General features: G+C 59.0%; 6 protein-coding genes. All 6 read left to right on the top strand.

Annotated elements, in window-relative coordinates:
• The first annotated feature begins 185 nt into the window (after positions 1 to 185).
• Positions 186 to 893: a GNAT family N-acetyltransferase gene (locus tag DB51_RS07980; RefSeq protein WP_156958286.1), complete on the top strand. Its 708-nt coding sequence runs from the start codon at positions 186 to 188 to the stop codon at positions 891 to 893.
• A gap of 159 nt (positions 894 to 1052) precedes the next feature.
• Positions 1053 to 1799, top strand: coding sequence for a 4-hydroxy-tetrahydrodipicolinate reductase (gene dapB, locus DB51_RS07975; protein ID WP_034253101.1), 747 nt, complete (start codon positions 1053 to 1055; stop codon positions 1797 to 1799).
• Between the two features lie 75 nt (positions 1800 to 1874).
• Positions 1875 to 2780, top strand: coding sequence for a 4-hydroxy-tetrahydrodipicolinate synthase (dapA, locus tag DB51_RS07970; RefSeq protein WP_034253099.1), 906 nt, complete (start codon positions 1875 to 1877; stop codon positions 2778 to 2780).
• A gap of 88 nt (positions 2781 to 2868) precedes the next feature.
• A complete protein-coding gene (locus tag DB51_RS07965; protein ID WP_034253097.1) occupies positions 2869 to 4704 on the top strand; it encodes a ribonuclease J in 1836 nt (611 codons plus the stop codon).
• Between the two features lie 298 nt (positions 4705 to 5002).
• Positions 5003 to 7621: an aminopeptidase N gene (pepN, locus tag DB51_RS07960; RefSeq protein ID WP_034253095.1), complete on the top strand. Its 2619-nt coding sequence runs from the start codon at positions 5003 to 5005 to the stop codon at positions 7619 to 7621.
• Between the two features lie 224 nt (positions 7622 to 7845).
• Positions 7846 to 9219 (top strand): phosphoglucosamine mutase, encoded by a 1374-nt coding sequence (glmM, locus tag DB51_RS07955; RefSeq protein ID WP_034253093.1) that lies wholly within the window; start codon positions 7846 to 7848, stop codon positions 9217 to 9219.
• The last annotated feature ends 9 nt before the right edge of the window (positions 9220 to 9228 follow it).

Below are 9228 nucleotides of genomic sequence, written 5' to 3'. Positions count from 1 at the left end.
GAAGCGTCGTGTGCTTGCACAGGTGAGGTGATTGCACCTGCGGGCGCGAAGGTGATGGCATAAGCGATTATGCAAGCGTTGTGGGGGAATGTCGTCCGTCATGCTCGGCCTGGCCTGGAAACAGCGCCAGGGACATGAGAAGTGGCGGTATACAGGTAGTGCATAACAAGGAGATTCAGATAACCATGCAGGATTCAATGGACGCTTCACTTGAGCAGACCAGCTCGGCATCGGCGCAGGCCCAGGTGACATACCGTGAGCTTGCCTGGTCGGATCTGGATGAGATTTGCGGACTTTTCGAGGACATGTGGTTCCGCATCGAGCCGCATATAGGTACGCCCATCGCTGCATTGAGCGCGCGCAGGAGCGTGCTTCGCTATATGTGCGAAAGTACCGACGGCGAGGTCGCGGTGCTGGACGGGCATATCGCGGGTGTGGTGTTGCTTAAGGTCGAAGGCCGTCCGGTGCTGTTTAAGGAGGCGGTTACGAAGCTCAACTTCGTGGATGCGCAGATGTCGGCCAATTCCGAAGGCTGCCGCGCGCTTTCCGATCTGATGCACTGGCATGGTATCGAGGTATGCATGGACAAGGATGCCGATGTGCAGGAGCGCAGCCAGGCCGAGTTGCAGCTGTTCCTGGTGTCATCGCAATCCCGTGGGCATGGTGTTGGAGGCACCCTGTTCCGCCGCATGAAACAGCGCCTTCGCGATTACGGCGTCGAGCATTTCTTCCTGCATACCGACACCAGCTGCAACTACAGCTTCTACGATCATCAGCAGCTCGAGCGTATCGCCGAGCTTCCCGCTTCCGACGACTGCGTGGTCGCAGGCGATGACGAAAACCCCTTCTGGCCTGCTGACGACACCCGTTACATCTACCTCGGAGCAGCCTGATCTTGTCCGCATTCCCGCCGAGGTTTCGATAACTGCACTAAAAGGATAGCTTTTTCGCCAACAATATGCCGAATTGCTGTCCTTTTATTGCAGTTATCTCTGTTTCGGGGGCTGTATGGTGGAATTTGGTCATGGTTGTCGAGTGGATGGAGCTTTGGAATGATACGTGTGTCGGTGGTCGGTGCGCATGGACGTATGGGCGGCAATGTGGTGAAGACGGTGCAGGGCACCGAGGGCATGGAATTCGCGAAAGGCGTGGATGCCGGTGACGACCTGGCGGCTATCACTCCGGAGAACACCGATGTCGCGGTCGATTTCACCGTTCCCTCGGTGACCTTAGATAATGTGCTGGCGTTGATAAGCCAAGGCGTCAATACCGTGGTCGGGACCACTGGTTGGACGGACGACAAACTCGACAAGGTACGCAGGGCGCTCGACGAACACCCTGAGGTCAGCGTGTTCATCGCACCGAACTTCGCCATATCGGCGGTGCTTGCCGATCATTTCGCCGGTATCGCCGCGAAGTATTTTGAATCCGCCGAGGTCATCGAACTGCACCACCCCGACAAGGTCGACGCTCCTTCAGGAACCGCCATTCACACAGCCGAAGGCATCGCCGCGGCCCGTCGCAGAGCTGGGCTCGGCGAAGTCCCTGACAACACGCAAAGCGACGGGGGTTCACGCGGTCAGGTCATTGATGGGGTGCATGTTCACGCGGTGCGGCTGCGCGGATTGAACGCCCATGAGGAGGTGCTGTTCGGCAATGCCGGTGAGCAGCTGGTCATCCGTGCCGACAGTTTCGACAGATCCTCCTTCATGCCTGGCGTGATGCTGGCCGTGCGGGAGGTGGCCTCCGGCAAGCATGCCGGTCTGACGATAGGTCTGGACTCCTTCCTGGATCTATGAAGCTCCGATACGGCGATTGTCCAATAATCCTCGGATGACTTGCTCTGGTCTCAGCCCAGAAGTACCTTGAGATATATGAGTGACGGTGAGATGCAACTGCTGGACGCGGCTCCTTTCGGACGCGTCCTTCCTGCTATGGCTACTCCGATGAGGGCCGACGGCTCGGTGGATTTCGATGCCGCGGCATCCCTGGCCCAACATTTGGTCGCCGACGGGGCCGATGGCATCGTGGTGAACGGCACCACGGGCGAGTCCCCGGTGACGCATCTTGATGAGAAGGTCGACTTGGTCAGGGCCGTGAAGGCTGCGGTGGATGTGCCGGTGATTTCAGGCGCGGGTTCCAATGACACCGCCCATACCGTGCGCATGGCCGAAATGACTCAGGAAGCCGGTGCCGATGGCCTGTTGATCGTGATGCCATACTATTCACGACCTTCTGCCAACGGCGTGGTGGAGCATTACAAGCAGGTCAATGCGGTCGCCGAGAAGCCCATCGTGATATACGACGTTCCCGGACGTACTGGTCTGCACGTGAGCCTCGATACCTATCGCAGGTTGGCCGACTTGGAGCGTGTTTGCGCTGTCAAGGATGCCACAGGCAATTTGACGGCGGCCATCGAGAAAAGGAAGGTGACCGGACTGTCCTGGTATTCGGGTGATGACGGTTTGTTCCTGCCCTTCCTGTCCATCGGAGCGGTAGGCATCATTTCGGTTACGGCGCATGTGGCGGCAAAGCCCATGCAAGAGCTGGTGCAGGCCTTCAACCGTGGCGATATCCGCAAGGCTCAGGAGTTGGCCGAACGCCTCAGTCCGATCGTCGAGGCGTTGAACGGTGACGGATATCAGGCGGTTATGGCCAAGGCCGCACTCAAAATCAAAGGGTATATCCCTACGGCTGCAATGCGTTTGCCGAATGTCGAGCCGGGTCCGAAGGAACTCGACAAGGCAGAGGAAGGCATGCTTCAGGCGGGTCTGCTCTAGGCGGCACCTCTGACGCACTTCGCGTTCGCCGAATGTCGAACGTCGCTTCCGTACAGGCGGAGGCACCATAACAGAAAATCAAGTGAGAATGGCAAAAGAACAAGAAACGAAGACACGTAGCAACAATCGTCAATCCGCGGGGAAGGGTCGCTCGAAGGGAGCCGGCCGTGGTCGTTCGCGGCAGGGGAACACCCGCAATTCGAGAGACAAGGTAGAGCAGCAGGAAGTCGTGCTGGTCCCGCCGCCCAAGTATCGCAAGGGCTCCATGCGCATCGTGCCGCTGGGTGGTCTGGGCGAAATCGGCCGCAACATGAATGTGATCGAATACAACGGTCATATTCTGCTCATTGACTGCGGTGTGCTGTTCCCCGAAGAGGAGCAGCCGGGTGTCGATCTGATTCTGCCCGATTTCAGCTATATCAAGGATCGGCTCGATGAGGTCGATGCCTTGGTGCTCACCCACGGCCACGAGGACCACATCGGTGGCGTGCCCTATCTGTTGAAGCTGCGACCTGATATCCCTCTGATCGGCTCCAAGCTGACCCTCGCTTTCGTCGATGCGAAGTGCAAAGAGCATCGTCTGAACCCGACCAAGGTCGAGGTCGAGGGGCGAGACAAGCTGAAGGTCGGTCCCTTCACACTTGAATTCATCACCGTGACGCATTCGATTCCCGATGCTCTGGCCGTGTCGGTCAAAACCCCGGCAGGCCATATCATCGACACCGGCGACATGAAGCTGGATCAGCTGCCTTTGGACCATAAGATCACCGATCTTCGCGAGTTCAGCCGTCTGGGCGAGCAGGGTGTCGATCTGCTGATGGTGGACTCCACCAACGCCGAGGTTCCGGGATTCGTCAAGCCCGAGACCACGATCGGCCCTGCACTGGATCGTGCCTTTGCCGAGGCCACGCGCAAGATCATCGTCGCCAGCTTCTCCAGCCACGTGCACCGTGTGCAGCAGGTTGTGGATGCCGCGCACAAGAACGGTCGCAAGGTGGTCTTCGTCGGACGCTCGATGGTTCGTAACATGGGCATCGCCTCTGATCTGGGTTATTTGCATCTTCCTGAGAACACGGTTGTGGACCTCAAGCAGGCGCATGACATCCAGGACGACAAAATCGTGTATATGTGCACCGGTTCGCAGGGTGAGCCCATGGCCGCACTGGGTCGTATCGCGGATGGCACGCATCGTGACATCACCGTGAACGAGTTCGATACCGTGGTGCTGGCCAGCTCGCTGATTCCGGGTAACGAGCATGGCGTGTACCGCGTCATCAACAAGCTCATTCGTATGGGCGCCCGCGTTATCAACAAGGACAATGCCGCCATCCACGTTTCCGGACATGCCGACGAGGGTGAGCTGCTGTACTTCTACAACATCGTTCAGCCTAAGTGCGCGATGCCTATCCACGGCGAGAACCGTCACCTGGTGGCTAATGGTCTGATTGCGGTCAAGACGGGAGTCGATCCGCAGAATGTGGTGCTTGCCGAGGATGGCGATGTGGTGGATCTGTACCACGGCCAGGCTGCAGTGGTGGGTTCGGTACCTTGTGGATACGTGTATGTCGATGGCGATTCGGTCGGTGAGCTGACCGATGACGAACTCGAGAAGCGTCGTATTCTCGGTTCCGAAGGTTTCGTTTCCGCCTTCGCCGTGGTAGATACGGAGTCCTCCGACGTGGTTTCCGGGCCGAAGATCTTCCTGAATGCCGTCGCCGAGGATGAGAGCGAATTCGTCAAGGTTCGCGAGCAGATAACCCAGCAGTTGCAGGATGCGATGATGCAGGGCACTCGCAGCACCTATCAGCTGCAGCAGATCATGCGCCGCACGCTCGGTGGATGGGTGTCGCGCAAGCTGCACCGTCGCCCGATGATCGTGCCGGTCGTTGCGGATCTCGCTCAGGATGTTCAGAAGCAGGACTGAATATAACCGATAGCGGGTCCTTTCAGGAACGCATGTCCATTGATTCGGGCATGCGTTCCTGTTGTTTCACACCTTCAGATGCGCCGGCGGGCGGTGCGTGCTCTTGGTGCTCTGTGCCTGGTGCGTAGAATACCCGAAGCTGTGCCGATGGGGACGGAGAAGGCCGCAAGTGCGCATCGGATCATTCGTCGGAACAGACATTTGTTTGAGAACGCGATAGGCTAGCTGACGAATATGTTTGACCGGCCAGAGTCGGGGGAAGCGGTCAGAAGCCGCACATGTATGCAAAAGGAGTGCAATGCCAGGAGCAAATCTCACCAGAGTTGAAGCGCAGGAACGCAGTGCCGTCGTGTCCGATCCGCACTATGCGGTGGAGCTCGATCTCACCGTCGGCCCCAGGAACTTCATCTCTGACACCACTGTCACTTTTGACGCCGAGCAGGGGTCGAACAGCTTTTTGGACCTTATCGCGAACACCGTCGAGAAGATCACGCTGAACGGCGAGGAACTCGACGCGTCCAAGGTGTTTGTCGACAGCAGAATCGAACTATCCGGTCTCGCCGAGCACAATACCGTGCGTGTGGTGGCCAGCTGCCAGTATTCGAATACGGGTGAAGGCCTGCATCGCAGCGTCGACCCGTCGGATGGCAACGTCTATCTGTACAGCCAATTCGAGGTGCCGGACGCTCGCCGTGTCTATGCGGTATTCGACCAGCCCGATCTCAAGGCCGTGTTCGATTTCACCGTCCAGGCCCCGCAAAGCTGGGAAGTCGTGTCGAATATGCCGGTTGCCAAGGTCGACAACGTCGATCGTCTCACGCAGGACGGCACGCTGGGAGAAGGCCGTCAGGCCGAGGGCATACGGCGCTGGGTGTTCGAGTCCACGCCCAGGATGAGCTCATACCTGACCTCATTCGCCGTAGGGCCGTACGCCAAGTGGACGAGCGAATACGCCAACGAGGACGGTCGCACCGTGCCGATGGCGCTCTACTGCCGTCAGGCGCTCAAGGATGCGATGGACAAGGATGCCGAGTACCTCTTCGACATCACCAAGAAGGGTTTCGCCTTCTACGCCAACATCTGGGGCGTGCCGTACCCATACGCGAAATACGACCAGGTCTTCGTGCCGGAATACAACGCGGGTGCGATGGAGAACATCGGCATGGTCACCTTCCGTGATTCGTACATCTTCGAATCGAAGGTCACCGATGCCGTGGCAAACCGTCGTGTCGAAACCGTGCTGCATGAGCTGGCGCATATGTGGTTCGGCGATTATGTGACGATGAAATGGTGGAACGATCTGTGGCTCAACGAGTCCTTCGCCGAATTCATGTCCACCTTGGCGACCGCAGAGGCCACCGAATGGTCGGGAGACTGGGCCACATTCTGCTCCGGCGAGAAAAGCTGGGCCCTGCGCGAGGACCAGCTCTCGACGACGCACCCCATCGTCGCGCCGATCAACGATTTGAACGACACCTACGTCAATTTCGATGGCATCACCTACGCCAAGGGCGCTTCCGTGCTCAAACAGCTGGTCGCCTACGTCGGGCGTGAGGATTTCTTCAAGGGCATCCACAACTATCTGGAGAAGTACGCCTACGCGAACGCGACGCTGAACGACCTGCTGGCCGAACTCGCCGCGGCTTCGGGGCGAGACCTGAATTCCTGGTCGAAGCTCTGGCTGGAGCAGTCGGGCATCAACACGATCAGTTCGGATGTGCAGACCGACGATCAGGGCGTCATCACCTCGATGACCTTGACGCAGAGCGCACCGGAAGAATACCCGGTGCTGCGTCCTCACCGTTTGGCGGTAGGCTTCTACGATCTGAACGAGGAGGGTTCGGTCGTACGCACCGAACGGTTCGAGCTGGATGTCGACGGTGAAAGCACTCAGGTGGATGCCGTCGTAGGCAAGAAGCGCCCCGCCTGCGTGGTAATCAACGACGACGACTTGACCTACACGAAGATTCGTCTCGATGAGGAGTCGGTGAAGTTCGCCGAAGAAAACCTCTACCGTTTCGAGGATTCACTGGCCCGGGCATTGGTGTGGCTGAGCTTCTGGGATGTCACGCGTGACGGCGAATACCCTGCAGAACGTTTCATCGGGCTGTCCTTGAAGGCTCTGTCGACCGAAAAGCATTCGACCACCTTCCGCTACGCCATCGGACAGCTGTCGACCGCTGCCCACAGCTATGTGGCCGGACGTCGCCGCGAGACCGTGCTCTCATTCGTCGCGCAGCAGCTCTGGGATCTGGCGCTTCGGAGCGAAGCCGGTTCCGACGAGCAATTCCAGCTGGTGCGTTCATACCTCGGATATGGCGTTGACCCTGATTTCGAGGACCATGCTCGCGGTCTGCTCTCGGGCGACCTCAAGCTTGAAGGTCTGACTGTTGACAACAACCTGCGTTGGGCGATTATCACGGCGCTCGCAGCTCAGGACCTTCTGGCTGACGGTGAGATCGATGCCGAACTGTCCAAGAAGGACACCACGGAAAACAGGGAATTCGCCATCGGTGCGAAGGCCTCCGTGCCTACCGACAAGGTGAAGGCATGGGCTTGGGATGCCGCCCTGCACGATGAGAAGCTCACGAACTCGCAGATCGAGGAGGTCGCCGGAGGATTCTCGGATAACGCGATCCCGGCTTTGTACGTCGATTACGTGCAGCGCTATTTCGACAGCGTCGACTGGATTTGGAAGAACAAGTCCTTCCACGTCGCCGAAAGCCTCATCGACCCGCTTTCCGGACGTGGTCTCTACCCGCGTTACGCCGACCCGACCAAGCTGGTCAAGGCAGGGGAGCAGTGGCTTGAATCCCACCAGGATGCAGACCGTGCGCTCAGAGGCATGATCATCAAGAACACCGAGGAATCACGCCGTACTCTCAAGGTCCGCAGCTTCAACGAGCAGCTCGCCTGAGCATCGGTGACGACGGCCGGGAACGGTTGACGGGACTGCCCTGCATGGTTCATCCTTGCAGGGCGGTGCCGTTTTTTCGGAGCTTTTCGCGGCGGTTACAAGCAGTGATGGTTCGATTCGTGCCAAATGCGAAGAGTTCCGGTCGATTGCACGACTGCATGCAGCAATATGCATCGTGACGGTTACCATATATCGTGGTGATAAGCGCAGAGACGAGGAGCAAGATGCCAAGGCTATTTGGAACTGACGGCGTGCGAGGATTGGCCAATAGGAAGCTGACGGCGCAGTTGGCTTTGGATTTGGGTGATGCGGCCGTTCGGGTGTTGGGGAGCAGCGACCAGAACGGTGGGCGTCGACGTGCGCTGATAGGTCGCGACACCCGTGTTTCAGGCGATTTTCTGGCGTCCGCCCTTGCTGCGGGCATGAGCTCGGGCGGCTTCGATGTCATCGATGTCGGCATCATCCCTACGCCCGGCATCGCCTATCTGACGTCGGTGCTGAACGTCGAGATGGGTGCGGTTATCTCCGCATCGCATAATCCCATGCCCGACAACGGCATCAAATTCTTCGCCCGGGGCGGGTTCAAGCTCGCCGACACCAAAGAGGACGAAATCGAGAAGGTTCTCGGAGCCGAGTGGGAACGGCCGACCGGCGAGGGCGTCGGACGTGTGTCCCACGACACGGTCACCGCGACGAATATGTACATCGACCACCTGGTGAGTGCCGTTGCGCCGACAGGCGCGGATAAGACCAGACCGAAGCCTTTGGCGGGCCTTCGCATCGTCGCCGACTGCGCGAACGGCGCCACATCGGTGGTGGCACCGGAGGCCCTTCGCCAGGCGGGTGCCGATGTGGTGGTCATCAATGCTTCGCCTGACGGATACAACATCAACAAGCATGCGGGTTCCACGCATCCGGAGCAGCTGCAGGCCATGGTGAAGGCTTCCGACGCCGTGATGGGAGTGGCCTTCGACGGGGATGCCGACAGGTGCCTTGCGGTCGACGAGGATGGCACAATGGTCAACGGCGACCAGATCATGGGGATTCTGGCCCACGCCAAGCAGCGCGAGGGCAAGCTGGCCAACAACACTTTGGTGGTCACCGTCATGAGCAATCTCGGGTTGAAGCTCGCGCTGAAGGATATGGGCATCGCCACGGTGCAGACCGGTGTGGGTGATCGCTATGTGTTGGAGGAAATGCTGCGTGGAGGGTTCACCCTCGGCGGTGAACAGTCCGGCCATGTCATCAACCGCGAGTTCGCCACCACCGGTGACGGTACTCTGACCGCGCTGACACTCGCCAATGAGGTGGTTCGTACCGGGCGCAGCCTCAAGGAATTGGCCGCCGACTTCCCGCAATTGCCGCAGCAGCTGATCAACGTTCCCAATGTCGATAAACTCGCCGCACCGACCAACGCGAAGGTGCAGGCTGCGGTGGAACGCGAAGAGGCCTTGTTGGGCGAGACCGGCAGGGTGCTGTTGCGTCCGAGCGGCACCGAGCCACTGGTCCGTGTTATGGCTGAGGCGGAGACCCAGCAGCAGGCTGACGAGGTCTGCCATCGTTTGGCGCAGGTCGTGGCCGACGAATTGAGTCTGTAGGAATTTGGA

Source organism: Bifidobacterium crudilactis, assembly GCF_000738005.1.
Classification (GTDB): Bacteria; Actinomycetota; Actinomycetes; order Actinomycetales; family Bifidobacteriaceae; genus Bombiscardovia; species Bombiscardovia crudilactis.
The sequence above is the reverse complement of the archived record's forward strand: the minus strand, read 5'-3'. Positions and strand labels throughout refer to the sequence as shown.

What these genes read in the sequence shown, in the direction of transcription:
- DB51_RS07980 (WP_156958286.1), top strand. Translation starts at nt 186, where the DNA reads ATGCAGGATTCAATGGACGCTTCACTTGAGCAGACCAGCTCGGCATCG.
- dapB (WP_034253101.1), top strand. Translation starts at nt 1,053, where the DNA reads ATGATACGTGTGTCGGTGGTCGGTGCGCATGGACGTATGGGCGGCAAT.
- dapA (WP_034253099.1), top strand. Translation starts at nt 1,875, where the DNA reads ATGAGTGACGGTGAGATGCAACTGCTGGACGCGGCTCCTTTCGGACGC.
- DB51_RS07965 (WP_034253097.1), top strand. Translation starts at nt 2,869, where the DNA reads ATGGCAAAAGAACAAGAAACGAAGACACGTAGCAACAATCGTCAATCC.
- pepN (WP_034253095.1), top strand. Translation starts at nt 5,003, where the DNA reads ATGCCAGGAGCAAATCTCACCAGAGTTGAAGCGCAGGAACGCAGTGCC.
- glmM (WP_034253093.1), top strand. Translation starts at nt 7,846, where the DNA reads ATGCCAAGGCTATTTGGAACTGACGGCGTGCGAGGATTGGCCAATAGG.